Below are 20,071 nucleotides of genomic sequence, written 5' to 3' on the forward strand. Positions count from 1 at the left end.
CACCCAAAAGAGGACACATAAGATGCGCCGCCTTGCCCTGATCGCATTTCCCTATGTCTGGCTGCTGGCCCTCTTTTTGATCCCCTTTGCCATCGTCTTCAAAATCTCACTCTCGGATGCCGCCATTGCCCGCCCGCCCTACCTGCCGTTGCTTGAACTCTCCGAAGGATGGGACGGGTTTAAGGCATTCCTCGCAGAGCTGGACTTCGAAAACTACGTGTTTTTGACTGAGGATGATCTCTACTGGAAAGCATACCTCAGCTCGCTCAAAATTGCCTTTTTTTCGACCGTGATCACTTTGGGTGTCGGTTATCCGATTGCCTATGGCATGGCACGTGCACCGGATGAATGGCGCCCGACACTGCTGATGCTGATTATCTTGCCATTCTGGACCAGCTTTTTGATCCGTGTCTACGCATGGAAAGGCATTCTCAGCAACGAAGGCGTTCTGAACCAAGCCCTGCTTGGCCTCGGGGTTATCAATGAACCCTTGACGATTTTGAACACAAACACCGCTGTCTATATTGGCATCGTATACACCTATCTGCCGTTTATGGTTTTGCCGATCTACTCCGCCTTGGAAAAGCTGGACGATTCATTACTTGAGGCCGCCGAAGACCTTGGATGTTCAAAAATTCAGGCTTTTTGGCTGGTCACCTTTCCACTGTCGCGCGGCGGCGTGTTGGCGGGGTGCTTTTTGGTGTTCATCCCCGTCATCGGCGAATTTGTCATCCCATCCCTTTTGGGTGGATCAGGCACGCTGATGATCGGCAAGATCTTGTTTGAAGAATTCTTTGCCAACCGCGATTGGCCGGTTGCCAGCGCTGTGGCGGTCATCTTGCTGCTGATCTTGATCGTGCCGATTGTGCTGTTCCAACTCAACCAGCAAAAGCAACAGGAGGCCGAGCGATGAGACGGTTTTCTTGGTTCAACGCCACCTCCTTGACGCTTGGCTTTGCCTTTTTGTACCTGCCAATGATCATCTTGGTCGTTTACAGCTTCAACGCTTCACGGCTTGTTACGGTTTGGGCGGGGTTTTCAACCAAATGGTATGGCGAGCTGTTCCAGAACAAAGATTTTCTCAATGCGGCATGGGTCACCATCAAAGTTGCTTTTTTTGCCTCTACGTTTGCCACAGTGCTCGGCACCATGGCCGCCTATGTATTGGTCCGTGCCGGTCGCTTTCCGGGGCGCACGTTGTTTTCCGGGATGATTTATGCGCCGCTTGTGATGCCCGAAGTCATCACCGGTTTGTCACTACTGCTGCTCTTTATCGGAATTGGGCTCGATCGGGGGATTGTGACTGTGATCCTCGCGCATACAACCTTCGCTATGTGCTATGTCTCGGTTGTTGTCAGCTCGCGACTCGTCAGCTTTGATCAATCGCTGGAAGAAGCCGCGCTGGATTTGGGCTGCACACCATTCGAAGCTTTTCGCTTGGTCACCCTGCCGATCATCGCGCCTGCGGTGATTTCTGGATGGTTGTTGGCGTTTACGCTGTCCCTTGATGATTTGGTGATTGCCTCGTTCACTACCGGCCCCGGTGCGACTACCCTGCCAATCAAGGTCTTTTCAGCGGTTCGGCTTGGCGTTAGCCCTGAAATCAACGCTCTGTCGACCATTATGATCGGGATTGTCACCTTTGGCGTCATAACCGCATCGCTCATTTCCAAACACACAGCTGTCAAACAAGCCCGCGAAGAACGTGCTGCCGAACGGTCTGCATGAAACGGATCTATGAGCCATCGGCCTATTCGGCGGAAACTGATCGGTATTGGGCTCAGACCGGTCCAAAATCCGAGTGGGCCAAACTTGGCGGCGATTTGGACGTTGATGTGGCGGTTGTCGGTGGCGGATTTACCGGGCTAAACGCCGCCGCCACTTTGGCTCTGGGCGGCGCAAGAACAGCAGTGCTTGACGCCATGTCGCCCGCGTGGGGGGCATCAGGGCGTAACGGTGGATTTTGCTGCCTTGGCGGAACCAAACTGTCCAATTCAATTATCAAGTCCCGTTTCGGGGCGGATGCGGCGGCGGAATGGTTTCAAACGCAGGCCCATTCGGTTGCCCATGTGCGCGGGTTGCTCGATCAGCACAGTATTGATGCGGACACCCATTCGGAAGGTGAGACGCAGCTGGCCCATTCCCGTCGCGCGTGGAAGGCCATGCAAACCGAAGCCGAACACATATATACAGATTATGGTGTCAGCCCCGTGCTCATCGAGCAGGGCGATCTAGCAGTCCAGGGCTTGGCCGGGCCCTGGTTCGGAGCGATGACAACCCCGCTCGGATTTGCCTTAAACCCGCAAAAATATCATGACGGGCTTGCCCGATATGCAGTCCGATCCGGTGCAAACCTGTTTGGGAACGCTCCTGTAACGGACCTGAAACGCGAAAACGGCCGTTGGACATTGACCGCACAGGACCACAAGGTCACCGCCGGTCAGGTTGTATTAGCAACAAACGGATATTCCTCCGACGATTTGCCAAACTGGCTGCGGGCACGATACTTGCCAGTTCAATCCAGCATCATTTTGACCCGTGTGCTAAGCGCAAAAGAACAGCAAGCCGCCGGTTGGTGGTCTTCGCAAATGGCATATGATTCACGGCATTTGCTACACTACTTTCGGCTTTTGCCGGACGGCCGTTTTTTGTTCGGCATGCGCGGCGGGCTGAGCGCAAGCAAAAGGTCACAAGCGCGAATTTCTCAAAAGATCCGCGCAGATTTTCAAAGGTTGTTTCCGGTTTGGACAAATGTGGACATCACCCATGAATGGTCTGGGTTGATCTGCCTGATGCCCCGCTTGATGCCCTTTGTCGGACCAGTGCCGGGCCATTCCGGCCTTTTCGCTGCGATGGGCTTTCACGGCAATGGCGTCGCGATGGGCAGTTTTTCGGGCCATTTACTGGCGCAACACATCCTAACAGGCCACCAGCTCCCAACCGCAGTTTCAAAGACCCCCAGCCGTTTCCCCTTGGGGCGGTTCCGCAGATGCCTCCTTGCCCCTGCATATACAATGGCAGGCCTGTTGGACCGCTAGCCCTGAGGTGTCATGCCGGGCCGGGCCTTGCCGCGCTTTAGCCCCAACTGACGTTCTCGCCAAATGATCAAACCACCCGCAGCCATAACAATGGCTGAACCTGCCAGAACCATCTGCGTCGGGACTTCGTCAAAGAAGACATAGCCGAAAATAATGGCAAACAGGATCGAGGCATAGTCAAACGGTGCCAACACTGCCGCTTCGGCATGCCGGTAGGAAGATGTCAAAAAGATCTGAGCAACGCCGCCCACCAAACCCGATGCAATGAGCATTCCGGCCCCAGCAACACCCGGCCATGTCCAGCCAAACGGTATGGACAGCAACGACAGCATGGTCGCGGTCAATGAGAAATAGAACACAATGGCCGAGGTTTCTTCGGTGGCGACCAGTTTGCGAATGTGAATATGAGCCAAGGCTCGCAAAACAGCGGAAATAAGCACACAGGCCACCCCGATTGCCGCAACATCATCCAATTGATCAAGCGACAAACGCGGCCACATCACAACGATCACACCGACAAGCCCCAAGGCAACCGCGCTGATCCGAAACAGCCGCAACCGTTCGCCCAGCAAAATGGCGGCAAAAATCACTGTCAGCATCGGGGCAGCATATCCGATGGCAGTGACTTCAGGCAGGGGCAAATATCCCAGAGACGCAAAACCGAACCCCATTGCAGAGACGCCGATCACCCCGCGCCAAAAGTGGCCCAAGGGACGTTTAACCTGAAATCCGGTTTTCAAATCGCCGCGCAGTGCCAACCATCCGATAATGATGGGCATTGCAAAAAACGACCTGAAAAATACCGCTTCACCCGGTGGAACCAGGTCAGATGTGGCCTTGATCAGAGACGCCATTATGGTGAACAAAAACACCGAAAGCAGCTTGAGCGCGATACCGCGAAACGGGGACATGGGGGCTCCTTGGCCGAGATGCAGGCACGGTGGGCTTCATTCGCAAATAGGTCAATAGGCGCGCCCTGTTTAGCGCCCTAGCCGTTTTCCAAACAATGCCGGCGAAAGGCCCGCTTGAGCATATCCAATTCGGCCCGCAGCAAATCTACTTCGGCGCGAATGTCATCGCCAAGCACCTCACCGGCGATCAAAGTGAAACTGCCCAGCACTTCATTTGCATTTGCATCGGCAATCAAAAAAGTCTGGACCCCTTCGCTAACGGCTTCGATAGGGACCGGGATCTGTACAACCCACCGCCCCGGTTCGCCCGCTTCGGTCATAGTGACCCCGCGGACAGGCAAATCGCGCAATGTGACTGCAATCTCAGGCTGTGCCGCTCCTTTTTCGACAACGGTCAAAATACCTTCCCACATGCCTTCGCGGAAGCGCGTTTTGGTTAGTGAAAAGGCGCTCATGGCTTTTGCTCCTGTCACAGCTCTGCCCTTTTGCGGCGGCTGAAAGTCAGATCCCGCAAGATCACCTGATTCATTTCTGGCCCTTCAAAGATAAGATCAAGCCAGATTTTCTCGATCCGGTTTTCATTAAGTTTAGTATAAGCAAGATCGAATTCGACAACGATCTCTTCTTCGTTCAAAGGCAGTTCTCGAACAATCTGCTCCGTGTTCGGGCCGTGTTTGATATTGAGGCGAGCGAAAATCTCAATGGGATGCTCCATCTCGACGATGGTTTCAACGCGGATCAAATGCTTGCGAAGCAAGCCATCGCTTGCGCCCTTGGGCAGATCAATCGCCAATGACAAATAAGACCCGTCAAAGCGAAACACATCCATCCGCAGACCAAAAGCAGCCAAGTCCTCTTCGCGCATATTGCGAATTTGGCGCAAGGTCAGTTCAGATTCGGCGCAGTCGTGGAACAGGGTTACTTCTTGCCCGAACATCGATTTGGTTTCGGCTGGCGCAACACCCGGCGTCGGGAGCGGGCCACACCACAACGCAGGTCGCCACGCCCAATCGGAATCCGGCGGACGCGGAAAAGACTGATTCCCGATATAGGGAAGGGCAAGACGCGCCTCGGAGACATGAATCAGTTGATCGAGTTGCTGCTTTAACCGTCGCGCCCGCAAGCGCTGACCGCGCAATTCAACCAAATCCGTCTCGCCCGCTGCGCGCGCAGCACGGGTCCAACGGCGTAATGTGCCCGTGTCCAAGGACCGATCAAGCCAGCTTTGCTTGTCGCCACTCATGTTTTGCACCATGCCATAGCGATCCAAATCTTTGTTAACACCGTGATCCACCCCCACCGCCGACTGCGGTGCCAGAGTAGTATTGCAAATCTTAACGATTGAATAAACGCCCAAGAAGGTTTTCTTCACCCGGTTTTTTCACCAATTTAGGTGCCGGATCGGCCCCGCCCGGGCTTTGAGAGACGATTTTCCCATGCACTTTACGCAAAAATCCACCACCTTGGGAGCCTGCATAGGCGCTGCCTTTCGGTGCATATAGAGCAAGACCAACCATTCGGTCACCTTGCAAAAACGCTCCGCGCCAATAGCGTGTATCCCCACCGTCCAAAACCGCGTCTCCGCCCGACCCCAGATTTGCGACCACAAACCCGTCACGGGTTTCACCGCCGATCAAGGGGGCGTTAGCGGCAAAAGACAACTGTTTCGGGGTTGGGATGTCTTCCACGTTGCTCTTGGGGCCAACTGTTACAGTCACCAAAATTGGTTCGACCGAAGCACCGAACTTGCCGTCCGACAAGATGTGACACGATGCAATCAGTGCAAAGCCGCGCGCAGCGCTGTTTTCGACCGTGACGGGATCCAAACAATAGCCATCGGGGCCTACAACGACGACATCCCCGCCCGCAAGACGCACACGGGCCAAGGGCAGTTTGGTTTTGCCTGGTCCGGATTTGTCCTGAGCGCCAAGCATCAAGGAGTTGACCAAACCACCAGTTCCCGACGCCTTGGGGCTATTGGGACCGGAATCCGGCAGTCCGCCGTCGCAGCCCGCTAAAACAGCAGCCACACCCAACGCCATGACAAAACGCATCGCCCGCATTAGCAAAACCGCACCGCGCTCAGCACGTGACTGGCCTTGGAAATAGGACAAGACAATCTAGGTTCAACGAAGGCGTGACTGGACAAATGTCGGCTCCCGGCAGTGGTTCAGTTGGGAATACCCAAGGCGGCCAGTCACGGCAAGACGAAACAAGCGCAAAGCCAAAGGTGGTTTGAGCGCATGATTGATACGCGCTAAAAACACTCTAGCCCAGCATTGCAGCGGTATGATCTACGGATTGCCGCCGGCAAGGCAGCTTTGCACCGCCCCCAGATCAACCATAACGCTGGCTCCGGTTTCCATCCCGACCAATTCGTCTACGCCAATGCCCAAGGCAGGTGCAAATCGCGTAACCCAAGTGCTGCCATGCTCAGTAACCTCACGCACAGCCCAAGTGTCATACCCGGCCCCATTGACCCATGCTTCCATGTCCTTACCTATCACGAAGAACGCACCGTCGGTGTCGGTCTTTCCCGGGGCCAAGGGCCAGATGACGTCTAATCCTTGGCCAAAAACGTGATATCCCTCGTCGCAGTGATAGGATGTGAACCCAAACAAATAGCGCAACATTTGGCTGCCGCCGTCAGTATAATCGACCTGCCCTACAAATCCGGTGCTATCGCCCGCCAAAACCGTAACACTATGGCTAATAAAAGGCGTGTCGCCGCCCTCATAATGTCCATATAAAAATTTGGTCCCCGGTTCAGGAGGTCTGTAATCCTCGGCCATTGCCAAAGCTGGTAGTGCCATAGCGGTCAGTGCCATCAATCCGGTTCGCAACATTTTTGGTATTCTCCTTCGTAAATGACCAAAGCCTACCAGAGGCCTTCGCCTTCACAACTGTGTAAACCAGTGAATCTTTAGACGACGTTCCAAACAACCCAAAAATAATGCCCCGCCGGATGAACCGGCGGGGCAACTTTAGGGCATTCAAATTAACACGCGTTACATCTTGCCGATCGACCAAAAGAAGGTTTCGCCGGAGCTGTCGTCAACACCGTCATTGTCGGTGCTAACAAAAGTTGTTCCATCGGGCAAGATTGCCAAACCTTCAATCTTGTCAGTCACATATCCGCCAAATGCCTGCAAATCAGGGATCAAATCACGCACTTCGTCTTTGGAAACCACGGGCAATACGCTGCCCAATTTGGCAGGAACCATGTCTGTGGCGGGCACACGGTAGATCTTTTTGGTGACCACGTTGCCGCCGATCTGATTGTCGCGTTCGATAATATAAACCCAATCACCATGGGCGACGATCTCGGACAAACCAACCCAACCGGTTTTCGGCTCGGCCTTGGGATACAAAACAGCGCCCCATTCTTTGGTCTCAAGGTTATATGACACCAGTTTAACATGGTTCTTTGGATCATCTTTCCATTCGCGTTGAACGGCCATCCAAAGGGTGTCGCCAATTTTTGTGATACCTTCAAAACCAAAGCGTTTCTCAACAGCGGCCAGCTCGGCTGGTATGCCGATTTCGCCCTTGTTGGTTTTGATCAATCCGTCCTTGGACACGTGATAAATCGCATGCGGGATCAGGCGTTCTGTGCGGCCTTCGGAGGCAAGGTAGAAACCACCGTTGCCGTCCAGCGCAATCCCCTCAAGGTCCAGTTTTTGCGCCGCTTGGCCATTTGCGCGGTGCACACGGATCACGTCGACAATACGCGCAGGTGTCTGGCTTGGGTCAATCTTGAAGATCGACGGCTGAAAGCCGTAAAAGCTGTCATTCACTGCATAAATCATACCGTCTGTATCGGCGACCATGCCTGAAATCGCACCCCAGCCAATCAGCTGATCCGCCCCTTCGGAGGTCAACGTCGGATACTGCGCGGCTGCGTCTTGAAGCTCATAAACCATGACATGTGCGCGTGGCCCGCCGTCTTCGATCAGGTCTTTTTCGTTTGCAGACACCAGCAGGTTACGGTCAGGCAGTGCGACATAGCCTTCAGGACCAACACCCGATGGCAAAATCTGTTTAAGAACAGGGGCGGTCAAATCGGTGACGTCGTAGACGCCCACTGCGGATCCGCGCTCCGAACCGACAAACACATAAGGCGTATCGCCGAATTTGGCGAATTCGATCGACTCAGGCTCGATGCCTTTGCTGTCGGACCGTTTATCAGGGTAGTGGCCGATCTGAATCAATGCCTGCTCAAAGCTGGTGCCGCTTTCGTAGACAACGGAACCGTCCTTGTTGAAGATGGTCCAGCCGCGTGACCCGCCGTCCATGTCGCCTTCGTTGGCGGTAGCAAAGTGATCCTCGTCGATCCATTTGACCGCATCGGGTTCACGCAGGCGCGACATCTGATTTTCGTCGAAAATCAGGGCTCCGCGTTCGTCAGTTGCATCGATACCTTCCAGATCCACGGATCCAGCGGAAAAGTGGTTCAGCACCGCGCCATCTTTGGACAGCACAACCAAATGGTTGTTTTCCTGCATGGTGACGATAATTTCGCCTTCGCTGTTGATATCAACGAACTCAGGCTCGGGATCTTCGGGCGACACCTCGGCCAAACCGGTCATTTTAACCGTTTTGAGCGTGTCGCAATCCAGCACCCCTTCGCCGGTCAAACCAACTGTTACAAGTAAACCAGCTGGCAATTGGCCGGTGCGGCCGTCACCAAGATCTTCGTCGCGCTCGTTCTCAATCGCTACAGCAGCAAACGAACCGTCTTTGGCAATGGCAACACTGTCTGGCTGGCCGCCCAAATCACAGCGGTCGGTTTCGATGCCGTCGGCAATGTTGATCGATGCCAGATATCCCGAAGGTGCGACATAGCTTTCGGATGTGTTCACCCCGACAATGGCAAATCCGCCAGTGATCGCCACGCTTGTTGGCTCTCCGCCCAGCTCGATATTGCCCAGCGGCATTGGTTTCGCAGGGTCGGTGATGTCAATACGGCCAAGCACGCCCAAGGGGCTGTCGGTATAGACCAATGTCATCCCATCGGCGGTTGCGGCGATAATCTCAGCCGAAGTTTCGGCGCTGCGGTCCGCTGCATCAGCCATGTTCAACGGAGTGGCAAAGCTTGCGATGCGGTTAAAGTTCATTTCGGCCAATGCCGAGCTGGCTGTCAAAGCCAAGGCGCTGGTCAAGCATATTGTACGGAAAGGCATGAAATCCCCCTAGCAAGTGATCTACCAGCGGCAATCAGCGCTAAAGGTAACAAGGGAATGACGTTTTTGTAACTCTGCTTTGAAACCTGACGGGCGCAAGGAAGGGCAGACAGATACGGCCACCTTCTGGGTGGCCGTATCTCACTTTGCCAAAACGGGTTACTGCGACAGGCTTTGCGCCAGACGCATCAGGGTAACCGCCTCTTGGCGATAGCCATACGGGTCCGCCCCTTTGGCCCCCTGCGCCAGAGTTATGGCATCGTCAAAGGACCAATCGCCAATCAGATCAGAGCCACGCAAAATCTGGCCAAAGCCTGCAATCGCCAGCGCAAAATCTGCATCCGGCAGTGGCGCAGTGTCGGCTAGAATAGGTGTTTCGATCAACTGGCTCTCATCCTCACCTGGCGTTTTGTAGCGCAACCGCAAAAACCCCAGCTCGTTGCTGTCTATCACCTCAGGGTCGGTGCCATACCGCAATGGATCCGTCAGGCGCGCGTCTGATCCCACAGGGGTAATCTCATAGACCGCCGTGACCTGATGACCGGCACCAATTTCACCGGCATCGACCTTGTCATTGTTGAAATCTACGCGTTTCAAGGCGCGGGTTTCATAGCCAATCAACCGGTATTCCGCGACAAGCCCCGGGTTAAACTCAACCTGAATTTTCACATCATCCGCGATGGGAACAAGCGCGCCGGTCAACTGATCCACCAACACCTTTTGCGCCTCGGCCAGAGTATCGATATAGGCGGCCATTCCGTTGCCTGTTTGGGCCAGCGCTTGCATGGTGGCATCATCCAGATTACCGCGCCCGAAGCCCAAGACAGACAGGTAGGTTCCGCTATCGCGTTCCTTGGCGATATAGGCTTCCAATTCCTCTGGATCGTGAATGCCAATGTTGAAATCGCCATCCGTGGCAAGGATCACGCGGCTAACGTCACCTTCTTCTGCCATTTCTTTGGCTGTAGCATAAGCTTGTTGCAATCCAGCTTGTCCCGCTGTGCCGCCGCCCGCTTTCAAATTGTCAAGCGCTGCCAAAATCGTATCGCGGTCCGATGCTGGCGTCGGGTCAAGCACCCTTCCCGCACTGCCCGCATAAGTGACGATAGAAACAGAGTCCTCTTCCGAAAGTTGCCCCAGCATCAAACGAAAGCTTTGTTTCAACAGCGGCAGTTTGTTCGGCTGGTCCATGCTGCCTGATGTGTCGATCAAAAACACAAGGTTCATCGCCGGCCGCTGGGCAGGCATCGCGCCTTGCAAACCGATATGCACAATCTGCGTGCCATCGTTCCACGGCGTATCCGTCACGCCAACACTGGATTTAAAGGGTTGATCGCCCTCGGGGGTGGGGTAGTCATAGGTGAAATAGTTCACCATTTCTTCGATCCGAACCGCGCCTTCAGGTGGCAGATTGCCATATGTCAGCGAATTGCGCAGGATCGACCAACTGGCCGTGTCGACATCAATGGAAAAGGTCGAAACCGGCTCTTCTGCAGTAACTTTCAGCGGATTGGCCTCTGCCTCTGAAAAGGCTTCGGTATCCGCATCGGGCGCAGGCCGGAATTCAGGCATGGGTGCAGGCAATGTTCTGGCAATGCCGTCAGCGGACAAGGATGTCAGCCCTTGAGAACGCGCGGCAGACGGAACGCCGGATTTGGCCGCAGCGGCCGGAGCTGGCAAAAGCGTCGGCTTGGGTCTCACCAGAGAATCAGTGACTTCGTCCGCCTCAATCAACGGTGCATCGGAAATCTCTGCGGAAACTGCATTCTCCACAGGCTCCGCTTGTTCGGTCGCCAACAGATCTGATCCGTTCGGCATGTTATCTCGCAAGACAGGAAGAAAAACCACCAAGCCAAAAGCGGCCAGCGCTGTGGAAGCGGTCAAAAGTCCCTTGGTTGAGAAATGGGCAATCATGTTTCTTACTCCTCTAAGCAACCCCGTTTTGGGGTGTTCAGAGGTAGGACGCGCGCCGTTTGCATTTCCTTGGCGAGAAAATTGTAAATCGTCAAAATTTTCCATCGCAAGCGCGAAATTGTCCTGCTTGCGGGCGGCATCAGGTGCAGGTGCGGCCGCATCCAGCGCGCGTTTCAGGTCATCAAATTCACTCATGCGTCGCGCTCCTTCATGGCTCTAAGCTTCTTTTTCGCTTCTGAGATGCGCCAACTGATGGTGCCTTCGGAGACATCCAAAATCTCGGCCACTTGTGCATGGTTCAACCCTTCCAGAACCAACACCAGTGTTTCGCGCAATTCCGGCGGCGTCAGCGCATCCATCGCCAACCGCAACCAATCAGCGCGCTCTGCGGCCTCTGCCTCGGCGGCGCGGCGGGACACTTCCCAATCGCCCCACCCGCTTGCAGCCTTGGCATGGGTTGAACGACGCCGATGCCGGTCCCGCGCCGCATTCACAACGATCCGGTAGAGCCAGGTTGTCACCTTTGCGTCGCCGCGAAATCTGGTCAGCTTGCCCGGCAAGGCCGCACAGATATCCTGTACCAAATCCTCTGCCTCGGCCCGATTGCCTGTCAGTTTAAACGCCAGCCCGAACATCCGGTCATAGACGCGGGATAAAAGCGCTCCAAACGCCTCCCGGTCACCGCCCGCTGCGGCCAAAGCCAATTCTTCGTCACATACATTCATCCGCATCTCATGACTTGGACGCAGCTGGGCGCGCAATCCTTGGATACCATACCCAATTTTTTGCAGTTGATAGGTTAACCCAGTAAATCGCGAGTCATATCGCTATCCGGATTGGCCAGCGCATCAATGACGTCAAAGTGATGCTTGCCAGTTACAACTTGATGCCCGCACGTCCATGCTTCGGCCAACCAACGTGCCTGATCCAAGAACACCGGCCGTTCATCACCGCCAACCCAAACCGTCACCGGTGCCGTTGGTTTCGGTTGAAAGATCGGGCTTTCGGTTTGCGCCTCAGCCTCATCAACCCGCAAGTCACTGTTCATGGTCAACTGCATCAAAGGCCGTAAATCCGAAACCGGTGAGATCGGTTGGATCTTGGCCAGACGCGCGGCAATATCATCCGGCAACACGCCCGGTGCGCACATCCGCGCCACCAAATGCCCGCCCGCCGAATGGCCCGACAAACGCACCGGACCATCTATTTCACGTGCCGCGACCGTCACCGCATTGGCAATCTGCCGCGTGATGTCAGAAATTCGAACCCGTGGACACAGATCATAAGAGGGCATCGCAACTGCCCACCCCTGCGCCTGCACACCTGCTGCAAAATGTGACCAGTATGAGCGGTCAAATTTCATCCAATAGCCACCATGCACAAAGACAACCAAACCTTTGGGCGTGCCTTCTGGCATAAACAAATCCAGCACTTCGCGTGTGCCATGGCCGTACATCAACCCCAAACGGGCCCGCCCTGTCAGCGCTTGGGATTTACGAAACGCATCTGCGTCTGCCGCCCATTTGTCAGGAAATTCGGCACCGCCCGGAATATAGGGCATGTTGGCATAGGCATCATCTAGGTCCATCGGCTCTTCTCATTTGGCTCTATACAATCACTTCACCAGATGCTCTGCCTCTTGCCAAGCAAGAAACGCCTAAGGAAACCCCATGACCGCCACCAACCTTTCAAGCCTGCTCAAAGATCCGTCGCTGCTCGAAACCCGCGCCTATATCAATGGTGCATGGGTCGAAGGCACCGCGCAACTGGACGTCGACAACCCGGCGCGCGGTGATATCATCGCGCAGGTCGCAGACCTGTCCCGCGAACAGGTGGCCAGCGCGATCGACGCGGCCTATGTGGCGCAAAAAGAATGGGCGCAATGGACTGGCAAAGAACGCGCAAATGTTCTGCGTAAATGGTTCGACTTAATGATGGCAAACCAGGATGACCTTGGCACCATCATGACCGCCGAACAGGGCAAACCGCTGGCCGAGGCCAAGGGCGAAGTCGCATACGGTGCGTCTTTCATTGAATTTTTCGCTGAAGAAGCCAAACGGATCTACGGCGAAACGATCCCCGGCCACATGCGCGACAAACGCATCATGGTCATGAAGCAACCCATAGGGGTTGCCGCCTCGATCACGCCTTGGAACTTTCCCAACGCAATGATTACCCGCAAGGCGGCACCAGCATTGGCTGCGGGCTGTGCCTTTGTCGGCCGTCCGGCATCTGAAACGCCGCTATCCGCGCTGGCGCTTGCTGTTCTGGCGGATCGGGCAGGCATTCCTGCGGGCGTCTTCAACATTTTGCCATCCTCCAACGCTTCGGAAATCGGCAAGGAGTTTTGCGAAAATCAAAAAGTTCGCAAACTGACATTCACCGGATCTACGGGCGTTGGCCGCATCTTGCTGGCGCAGGCCGCGCACAACGTGATGAAATGCTCGATGGAACTGGGTGGCAACGCGCCGTTTATCGTGTTCGATGACGCAGATGTGGACGCCGCCGTCGAAGGCGCAATCATCTGCAAATTCCGCAACAATGGCCAAACCTGCGTCTGCGCCAATCGTATCTATGTACAGTCGGGAGTCTATGACGTCTTTACTGAAAAACTTGCTGCGCGTGTGGCGCAAATGAAGGTCGGCGATGGACTGGAAGCAGGTTCCGAACTTGGCCCCCTGATCACCCCTGCCGCAATCCAAAAAGTCCAAAATCACATTGCCGATGCAAAGGCAAAAGGCGGTGAAGTGGTCTATGCAGGTGACACCCCGCAGTCGCTAGGCAACTTTCTTGCCCCGACAATCATCAAAGGGGTAACGCGCGACATGGCCGTTGCAACGGAAGAAACCTTTGGCCCGCTTGCCCCGATATTCAAATTCGAAACCGAAGACGAAGTGATCGAGCTGGCCAATGACACCATCTTTGGCCTCGCCTCCTATTTCTACGCCAACGACCTAAGCCGCGTGTACAAGGTCGCCGAAGCCTTGGAATACGGTATCGTCGGTGTCAACACGGGCATCATCTCAACCGAAAACGCGCCATTTGGCGGCGTCAAACAATCGGGTCTGGGCCGCGAAGGCAGCCACCACGGCATCGAAGACTATCTCGAACTGAAATACGTCTGCTTGACGGTCTAGATCAAAACAAGGGGCGCGGTGACCCAACTCGTCCCAACTTCATCTTGCCAACTAAACTCCGGGGAGCGCGAGGGGCTGGCCCCTCGCCTTCTGACGTATTTGAACCCACAACAGAAGTTACGCAACCAACACCAAGCAGATAATGCTGCCAACGATCAAGGCACATCCAACTATTTCAGTTCGATTGATAACCTCTTTGAATATGAAGATGCTCGACCCAAAACTGAACAACATCTCTATCTGCGCGACCACTTTTACCAAGGCGGCTTGCTGCAAAGTAAAGGCCGCAAACCATCCGAATGTCGCAGTCGCGCCAACAAACCCCACCGCAAGAGCCGGTTTCCATGCCCGCCGAATGCGCAACAACTCGCTCTGGTCCTTGAACAGCATAAACAACAGCATCACCGTGGTTTGAAAAGATATACCGATCACAAGAGTGGTGGCTGCCTGCACCACAAAAATATCCGACCCGACACTCCGTGCGGCAGTTTGAAAGCCTATCGCCGCCAATCCGAACAACGTCCCCGCACCAATCCCGATCATTGCAGTGCGACTGGTCATCGATAACACAAGGTTGCGGATGGTGATCTTGGTATGTGAGACCGAAATCAGCATAACACCGACCACCGCAATACAAATTGCAACAATCGCGCCAACCGTAAACTGAGTGCCAAAAAGAACAAACGCAAAGATGGCCGTCTGCATTGGTTCGGTTCTCGAATAGGCATTGCCCACTGCAAAATTTCGAAGCGAAAACAGGTGAACCAACAAGAACGTGGCGGCGATCTGGGCCATCGCTCCAATACCCAACCAAATGGCGAATTCGGGTGACAAGGTTGGCACGTCATAGCCAAAACCCCAAATCAGAATGCCCCAATACAAAAGGGCGAACGGAACGCCAAATCCAAAACGGACAAAGGTTGCACCGGTTGTGCCCATGACCCCTTTTAGGTGCTTTTGCAAAGTAGACCGCACATTCTGTAAGAACGCCGCTGCGATCGTGATCGGTATCCAAAGTTCCATGGGTTCGTTGCGCTTTCAACAGCCTGTCTGGCTCTCAATTGACCAGCCAATTCCTGTCCAGTTGACTAACCACTTTAGCCAACGTTGCAAACGCCCGAATATCACAAACCCGAAAATCGCCGCAGCTCACTCTTGTCAAACCAACCCCTCTCCTGCACTCTACCTTCAGGGTCAGACGATGGCGTCGTCACCTATTGGCCCCTATCCGTCCTGCACGCCGGGACCTTGCTTTACCAATGCGGTGGGGGAAGGGTCCCCGCCCATTCCAGGAGGGTTTCATGGAACGTCCCCAACAATACCGCTTTCACCAAGGTGAAAAGATTCTGCCGTTTTCAAACGCGGAATATGATGCGCGGCTTTCAAAACTCCGCGCTGAAATGGCGGTACAAGGCGTTGATGCGTGCGTCTTCACCTCTATGCACAACATCGCCTATTTCTCGGGCTTTTTGTATTGCAGCTTTGGCCGCCCCTATGGCTTGGTTGTGACACAGACGGACAGCGTGACCATTTCAGCGGGTATTGACGCGGCTCAACCTTGGCGGCGCAGTCATGCTGACAATATCACCTACACCGATTGGCAGCGGAACAACTATTGGCGCGCCATCTTGTCCTTGACCGGTTCCGGTAAGACAATCGGGTACGAGGGAGATCATCTGACCCTTGCGCAAAAATCGCTGCTTGATGAGTTTCTGACCCCCAGCACAACCACTGACATCGCCCCGGCAACCATGCTGCAACGGATGCATAAATCCGAGGCCGAGATCGCCTTGATCCGCCACGGCGCGCAGGTTGCCGATGTGGGGGGCTATGCCATCCGCGACGCCATCAAACCCGGCCTGCGCGAAATTGATATCGCCATGGCCGGGCGCGATGCCATGGAATTGGAAATCGCCAAACGCTTTCCCGATGCCGAATACCGCGACACATGGGTTTGGTTTCAGTCCGGGATCAACACGGACGGGGCCCATAACCCCGTGACAGCACGGCAATTGGAGCGGGGCGATATTCTGTCTCTCAATACCTTTCCCATGATTTCAGGATATTACACCGCCCTCGAACGGACGTTGTTTGTGCAGGACGTTGATCCCGCCAGCCTGAAGATCTGGGAGGCGAATGTAGCGGCGCATGAATATGGCATCTCGCTTCTAAAACCCGGTGCCAGCTGCGCCGAGGTCACGGAAAAAATCAACACTTTCTTTGCCGAACGTGATCTTCTGCAATACCGCAGCTTTGGCTATGGCCATAGCTTTGGTGTGCTGTCCCATTACTATGGGCGCGAGGCAGGTCTAGAGCTGCGCGAAGACATCGATACAGTGCTGGAACCCGGCATGGTGATCAGCATGGAACCGATGCTGACCATCCCCGAGGGCCAACCCGGTGCCGGTGGATACCGAGAGCACGATATTCTTGTGATCACAGAAGACGACAATGAAAACATAACCGGCTATCCCTACGGTCCGGCAACCAACGTCGTGGGATAAACCTACTGTCCAAGGCAGCCCGGTTTTGCGGCCTTGGACACACATTGGTTGATTGCATTGGGTCTGATCGCACCGGCTTTGGCAATCCCGCAGCGCCAATCCCCAAGATCTGCGTCCCCGCTTGTTTTAAGAGACGCAGCCGTCGGTCAAACGTTGAAAAGATGCGCTGCGTCACGGAGATGATCATCGCGCTTGCAGGTTTGCCGGTCGGGATCACCCCTAGAAACCCCAGAAGATTGGGACTGCCAGTCCTGTCTGGTCCTGTCCCGGCGTTCCAAAAGGCCTTTGGCGATCGTCTCATCAGAGCTTTTGACTGCCTGCGTCATCGTCAACGTCTTCGTGTCTAAAGAGGAGCCTGCCCCCAATTTAAAATGAACCTATTTATACTCAGTACCGCCGAACCGAATGTGTTTGCAGGTCGACGGCTGGAACCAATGTCTTTGGTCGAAGCTCTTGGTCATCGTCGACCCCTTCGGACGCAAAAACCCACATTTTTGCCCTTGCTGGCAGCCCCGCTTGGACTGAACAGGCGACTGGTTTGCACCCGCAGACGCCCCAAAGAAGTCGCCGTAAGAGAACAATTGGGGTTGATCGGCACGGCCCGCACGGCCAATCTATCGCTCAACAACCACGGCGCAATCGATGCGGCGTCGATGAAACTCTCACCGATAGCTCGGGACATGCTCAACCGCAGCCGCCGTCACAAAACCTGACTCGGGTCAGGATAACCACCCTTTTTTTGAGGCCCAAAAATGCAAAACATTCCCGCGCGGATTACGACCGACTGGGCTTTTGATAGATACGAAGCGATCCGCCCGCGCCTGCCAAAGGCCAGCTATCCAAAGACCTCTAGACATGCGGCGCATCTGGCAGATCTGGCCGAGCATTTTGACGCTTTCATTCTAGACGCCTTCGGTGTTCTAAATCGCGGCGACGACCCTATCCCCGAAGCGCCGGACCGCATGCGCCAGCTACGGGAAATGGGCAAAAAACTGATCGTTTTGACCAACGCCGCCAGCTATACACGGGCCGATTTGCTTGCCAAATATCACCGGTTGGGTTTTGATTTTGACACCTCCGAAGTTGTGTCCAGCCGTGATGTCGCTTTGGCCAATTTACCAAGCCTTCCTGACGGCAAACCCTGGGCGGCGATAAGCCTGCCAAATGATGACTTTTCAGACAGCTTACTCCCGCTGGAATCCTTGTCCCAAGATCCTACGCTCCTCCAAAGAGCCGGTGGGTTTTTATTCCTATCCAACGGGGCGCTTGGCGAAGAAGAAAGTGCCCGGCTAACCAAGGCGCTTTCTGACAACCCGCGTCCTTTGGTTGTTGCAAACCCCGATCTGGTTGCACCGCGCGCCAGCGGTCTTTCATTGGAGCCGGGTGCCGTTGCCCATGAAATCGCGGATACGTTGACCATTTCGCCATCTTTCTTTGGCAAACCCTTTGGGGATGCCTTTGATGTCGCAATTGCGCGACTACAGGGCGTTGACCGGCAGCGCATCGCTATGGTCGGTGATACGCTGCACACAGATATTCTAGGCGGTGCAGCCGCAGGTTTGGGAACGGTGCTGATCACGGATCATGGACTGTTTCAGGGCTGTGATACCGCACCCTACATTTGCCGGTCGGGCATTCGCCCTGACTGGATCGTCCCAACCACTTGATCGCCTTACGGCAGCGAATGCCCCTCTTAACCTCACTTTGAAAGGTGCTCTTCTCTGATTCCTTTTCTTATTCATGTCGCTGGTGCTGCCGCCTTATTGATCTGGGCCGTGCGCCTTGTCCGCACCGGTGTTGAGCGCGCTTTTGCCGTTCAACTGCGCCTTTGGCTGCGGCGTTCGGCTGCAAACCGTGGCCTTGCTGCCACCGCAGGCACTGTCACGGCGATGATGCTGCAAAGCTCAACCGCAGTGGCCGTTTTGGTGTCTAATTTCGCCGCAAAAGGAACCGTAAACACGGCTGTTGGATTGGCAATTTTGCTGGGGGCAGATCTGGGGTCTGCCATTGTTACGCAGCTGCTATTGGTTCGGCAAACCCTGATGATCCCGGCGCTATTGCTGCTCGGTACAGTTCTATTTCTCAAGGCTGGTGACCGTAAGTTGCGCCAGACAGGGCGCATTTTTATCGGTTTGGCACTGATCTTTGTGGCCTTGGATATGCTGCGCGCCGCGACGGAGCATATTGTTGACAATCCGGCGGCGCTGAACATCCTCAATTATCTGCAAAGCGATCTGTTGTCCGCTTTTTTGATTGGCGCGATATTTGCTTGGATGGTTCATTCCAGCGTGGCGGCTGTATTGCTGTTTGTCACCGAGGTCGCGCAGGGTGCGTTGCCGCCCGAGGCAGCTATGGCCATGGTTTTGGGGGCTAATTTGGGCGGTGCGATGATTGCGTATGTCTTGACCTTGGCCGCCCCGGCGGAGGCACGGCGCATCATCGTGGCCAATTTGGTGTTGCGCGGCGGCGGCGCGGGTTTGGTCTTGGTCGCTCTGATTTTTGCGCCCCAGTTCTTTGAATGGCTCGGGGCCGCTGGTCCCACGCGAGTTATCAACCTGCATCTGGCTTTTAATGCAGCGCTTTGCGTGTTGGCCTTGCCATTTGTGGACTTGATTTCAAAGGCGGCGGCGGGCGTTGTGAAACCTGTAAACACCGACGAAAGCGACATGGCCTTCACCGCTCTGGACCCTGCTGCGCTGACCCACCCAAGCCGCGCCCTAAGCTGCGCCGCCCGCGAAACCCTGCGCATGGGCGAACGGGTTGAGGCAATGCTCACCTCAGTTAATACAATTTATAATCAATGGGATAACTCTGTCGTTGACGTAATTCGGACGAACTCTAAAACCGTGACGCAGATTCAAAACAACATCAAACTTTATTTGTCCAAACTCAACCAACAGGCCTTGGATGCGGAAACGGTCAAAGGGGCGATGGACCTGTCACTGCTGGCAACCAATCTCGCTGCCGCATCGGATTTGGTCGGGCATCGTATGGTCGATTTGGCTCATCGGCTCGAACATGAGCAGCTTAGTTTTTCACCGGATGGGCAGCGTGAAATCGCAGATTTTCATGATCGTGTTCTTGCCAATGTTCAATTGGCTTTGAATGTCATGATGACCCAAAACCCGGATGAAGCCCGCGAATTGGTTGCGGAAAAAGACAGCATTCGTCTGGTTGAACAACGTTTGCAGCGCAAACATCTGGAGAGGCTCCAGCACGGTCAATCCGAAAGCATTGAGACCAGTAACATTCACCAAGAAACCCTGCGCGCCCTTAAACAAGTCAACACATCCTTTGCGCTGGTAGGCTATCCGATCTTGCTGGAAACCGGCGATCTGTTGCAAACTCGGCTGTCGGCGACACCCGAAGGTGGCACCAAATAGG

The 20,071-nt window shown here is 54.8% G+C and carries 18 protein-coding genes; 8 read left to right on the forward strand and 10 right to left on the reverse strand.

Going from position 1 to position 20,071, the window contains the following annotated elements:
* Positions 1-22: 22 nt before the first annotated feature.
* The 3 genes from C8N36_RS12115 to C8N36_RS12125 are packed head-to-tail and all read left to right on the forward strand — an operon-like array spanning position 23 to position 3,038.
* Entirely contained in the window at positions 23-913 is an 891-nt protein-coding gene (locus C8N36_RS12115; RefSeq protein WP_097805043.1) for an ABC transporter permease subunit, read from the forward strand.
* Complete coding sequence (locus C8N36_RS12120; protein WP_097805042.1) at positions 910-1,728, forward strand: ABC transporter permease; 819 nt, start codon at positions 910-912, stop codon at positions 1,726-1,728. The genes C8N36_RS12115 and C8N36_RS12120 overlap by 4 nt, the downstream gene beginning before the upstream one ends.
* Positions 1,725-3,038 (forward strand): NAD(P)/FAD-dependent oxidoreductase, encoded by a 1,314-nt coding sequence (locus C8N36_RS12125; RefSeq protein WP_097805041.1) that lies wholly within the window; start codon positions 1,725-1,727, stop codon positions 3,036-3,038. Before C8N36_RS12120 ends, C8N36_RS12125 begins: the two co-directional genes overlap by 4 nt.
* Here C8N36_RS12125 and C8N36_RS12130 read toward each other — a convergent pair.
* From C8N36_RS12130 to C8N36_RS12170, 9 genes are all read right to left on the reverse strand, one after another.
* Positions 3,035-3,949, reverse strand: coding sequence for a DMT family transporter (locus C8N36_RS12130; protein ID WP_097805040.1), 915 nt, complete (start codon positions 3,947-3,949; stop codon positions 3,035-3,037). The two genes, C8N36_RS12125 and C8N36_RS12130, sit on opposite strands and share 4 nt — an antisense overlap.
* A 77-nt stretch (positions 3,950-4,026) precedes the next feature.
* The gene (locus tag C8N36_RS12135) at positions 4,027-4,404 is read right to left on the reverse strand and encodes a hypothetical protein (protein WP_097805079.1); all 378 of its coding nucleotides are present in this window, start codon (positions 4,402-4,404) and stop codon (positions 4,027-4,029) included.
* A gap of 14 nt (positions 4,405-4,418) precedes the next feature.
* Positions 4,419-5,306 carry a DUF6478 family protein gene (locus C8N36_RS12140; RefSeq protein ID WP_370739154.1) on the reverse strand — a complete coding sequence of 296 codons (888 nt, stop codon included), beginning with the start codon at positions 5,304-5,306 and terminating at the stop codon, positions 4,419-4,421.
* Positions 5,284-6,063, reverse strand: coding sequence for a dihydroxy-acid dehydratase (locus tag C8N36_RS12145; protein WP_097805039.1), 780 nt, complete (start codon positions 6,061-6,063; stop codon positions 5,284-5,286). Before C8N36_RS12145 ends, C8N36_RS12140 begins: the two co-directional genes overlap by 23 nt.
* Before the next feature lie 180 nt (positions 6,064-6,243).
* Complete coding sequence (locus C8N36_RS12150; protein WP_097805038.1) at positions 6,244-6,795, reverse strand: hypothetical protein; 552 nt, start codon at positions 6,793-6,795, stop codon at positions 6,244-6,246.
* A gap of 162 nt (positions 6,796-6,957) precedes the next feature.
* Positions 6,958-9,132, reverse strand: coding sequence for an esterase-like activity of phytase family protein (locus C8N36_RS12155; protein WP_097805037.1), 2,175 nt, complete (start codon positions 9,130-9,132; stop codon positions 6,958-6,960).
* Between the two features lie 159 nt (positions 9,133-9,291).
* The gene (locus tag C8N36_RS12160) at positions 9,292-11,241 is read right to left on the reverse strand and encodes a vWA domain-containing protein (RefSeq protein ID WP_097805036.1); all 1,950 of its coding nucleotides are present in this window, start codon (positions 11,239-11,241) and stop codon (positions 9,292-9,294) included.
* Positions 11,238-11,771 (reverse strand): RNA polymerase sigma factor, encoded by a 534-nt coding sequence (locus C8N36_RS12165; RefSeq protein ID WP_170125867.1) that lies wholly within the window; start codon positions 11,769-11,771, stop codon positions 11,238-11,240. Before C8N36_RS12165 ends, C8N36_RS12160 begins: the two co-directional genes overlap by 4 nt.
* A 74-nt stretch (positions 11,772-11,845) precedes the next feature.
* A complete protein-coding gene (locus C8N36_RS12170; protein ID WP_097805034.1) occupies positions 11,846-12,634 on the reverse strand; it encodes an alpha/beta hydrolase in 789 nt (262 codons plus the stop codon).
* 82 nt (positions 12,635-12,716) lie between these two features.
* Between C8N36_RS12170 and C8N36_RS12175 the strand changes: the two genes are divergently transcribed.
* On the forward strand, positions 12,717-14,183 hold the full coding sequence (locus tag C8N36_RS12175; protein WP_097805033.1) for an NAD-dependent succinate-semialdehyde dehydrogenase: 1,467 nt from the start codon (positions 12,717-12,719) through the stop codon (positions 14,181-14,183).
* 117 nt (positions 14,184-14,300) lie between these two features.
* Here C8N36_RS12175 and C8N36_RS12180 read toward each other — a convergent pair whose 3' ends face one another.
* The gene (locus C8N36_RS12180) at positions 14,301-15,206 is read right to left on the reverse strand and encodes a DMT family transporter (protein WP_097805032.1); all 906 of its coding nucleotides are present in this window, start codon (positions 15,204-15,206) and stop codon (positions 14,301-14,303) included.
* Positions 15,207-15,484: 278 nt separating this feature from the next.
* On the opposite strand from C8N36_RS12180, the gene C8N36_RS12185 reads away from it, so the two are divergent.
* The 4 genes from C8N36_RS12185 (at position 15,485) to C8N36_RS12205 (ending at position 20,070) form a co-directional block, all read left to right on the forward strand.
* A complete protein-coding gene (locus tag C8N36_RS12185; RefSeq protein ID WP_097805031.1) occupies positions 15,485-16,687 on the forward strand; it encodes a M24 family metallopeptidase in 1,203 nt (400 codons plus the stop codon).
* Positions 16,688-17,058: 371 nt separating this feature from the next.
* Entirely contained in the window at positions 17,059-17,400 is a 342-nt protein-coding gene (locus C8N36_RS12195) for a hypothetical protein (protein WP_141468093.1), read from the forward strand.
* A 39-nt stretch (positions 17,401-17,439) separates the two neighbouring features.
* Positions 17,440-18,354, forward strand: a complete 915-nt coding sequence (locus C8N36_RS12200; RefSeq protein WP_097805029.1) for an HAD-IIA family hydrolase — start codon at positions 17,440-17,442, stop codon at positions 18,352-18,354.
* A gap of 96 nt (positions 18,355-18,450) precedes the next feature.
* Complete coding sequence (locus C8N36_RS12205) at positions 18,451-20,070, forward strand: Na/Pi cotransporter family protein (protein WP_306456920.1); 1,620 nt, start codon at positions 18,451-18,453, stop codon at positions 20,068-20,070.
* The last annotated feature ends 1 nt before the right edge of the window (position 20,071 follow it).

It is taken from the genome of Pelagimonas varians (assembly GCF_003208435.1).
Classification (GTDB): Bacteria; Pseudomonadota; Alphaproteobacteria; order Rhodobacterales; family Rhodobacteraceae; genus Pelagimonas; species Pelagimonas varians.

Coding starts and splice junctions, on each gene's coding strand:
- C8N36_RS12185 (WP_097805031.1), top strand. CDS start 15,485: ATGGAACGTCCCCAACAATACCGCTTTCACCAAGGTGAAAAGATTCTG.
- C8N36_RS12120 (WP_097805042.1), top strand. CDS start 910: ATGAGACGGTTTTCTTGGTTCAACGCCACCTCCTTGACGCTTGGCTTT.
- C8N36_RS12170 (WP_097805034.1), bottom strand. CDS start 12,634: ATGGACCTAGATGATGCCTATGCCAACATGCCCTATATTCCGGGCGGT.
- C8N36_RS12135 (WP_097805079.1), bottom strand. CDS start 4,404: ATGAGCGCCTTTTCACTAACCAAAACGCGCTTCCGCGAAGGCATGTGG.
- C8N36_RS12130 (WP_097805040.1), bottom strand. CDS start 3,949: ATGTCCCCGTTTCGCGGTATCGCGCTCAAGCTGCTTTCGGTGTTTTTG.
- C8N36_RS12180 (WP_097805032.1), bottom strand. CDS start 15,206: ATGGAACTTTGGATACCGATCACGATCGCAGCGGCGTTCTTACAGAAT.
- C8N36_RS12160 (WP_097805036.1), bottom strand. CDS start 11,241: ATGAGTGAATTTGATGACCTGAAACGCGCGCTGGATGCGGCCGCACCT.
- C8N36_RS12175 (WP_097805033.1), top strand. CDS start 12,717: ATGACCGCCACCAACCTTTCAAGCCTGCTCAAAGATCCGTCGCTGCTC.
- C8N36_RS12200 (WP_097805029.1), top strand. CDS start 17,440: ATGCAAAACATTCCCGCGCGGATTACGACCGACTGGGCTTTTGATAGA.
- C8N36_RS12150 (WP_097805038.1), bottom strand. CDS start 6,795: ATGTTGCGAACCGGATTGATGGCACTGACCGCTATGGCACTACCAGCT.
- C8N36_RS12115 (WP_097805043.1), top strand. CDS start 23: ATGCGCCGCCTTGCCCTGATCGCATTTCCCTATGTCTGGCTGCTGGCC.
- C8N36_RS12125 (WP_097805041.1), top strand. CDS start 1,725: ATGAAACGGATCTATGAGCCATCGGCCTATTCGGCGGAAACTGATCGG.
- C8N36_RS12155 (WP_097805037.1), bottom strand. CDS start 9,132: ATGCCTTTCCGTACAATATGCTTGACCAGCGCCTTGGCTTTGACAGCC.
- C8N36_RS12195 (WP_141468093.1), top strand. CDS start 17,059: ATGAACCTATTTATACTCAGTACCGCCGAACCGAATGTGTTTGCAGGT.
- C8N36_RS12165 (WP_170125867.1), bottom strand. CDS start 11,771: ATGAATGTATGTGACGAAGAATTGGCTTTGGCCGCAGCGGGCGGTGAC.